This window comes from Chryseobacterium sp. SIMBA_028, from assembly GCF_046535285.1.
Taxonomy (GTDB): Bacteria; Bacteroidota; Bacteroidia; order Flavobacteriales; family Weeksellaceae; genus Chryseobacterium.
The window spans coordinates 1-234 of the sequence record NZ_JAWRWZ010000846.1 but is presented as its reverse complement, the minus strand read 5'-3'; the positions used below and the strand labels follow the sequence as shown (position 1 = coordinate 234).

1 pseudogene is annotated in these 234 nt (G+C 46.2%); it reads right to left on the bottom strand.

Going from position 1 to position 234, the window contains the following annotated elements:
* A pseudogene (locus SCA31_RS25580) lies at nucleotides 1–234 on the bottom strand (hypothetical protein); the annotation flags it as partial.

Sequence of the window (234 nt, the reverse complement as noted above, 5' to 3'; positions counted from 1 at the left end):
CCGCAAATAACGATTCCGCCCCAGCTTCCCGGAGTGGCAGCACTTGAAGTGAATAAAACCGGAGATCCCGCTGTTCCGTTTGCAAAGAGCTGACCGCCTTGTTCAACGGTAACATAACAAGAAGCTCCGCTGATGGCAACAATTCTTGTTCCGGCAGGAATTACAAGTTTTCCGCCATCTTTAATAATGACAGATCCTGTTAATTTATATACTTTGGTAGGGTCTAACGTTACC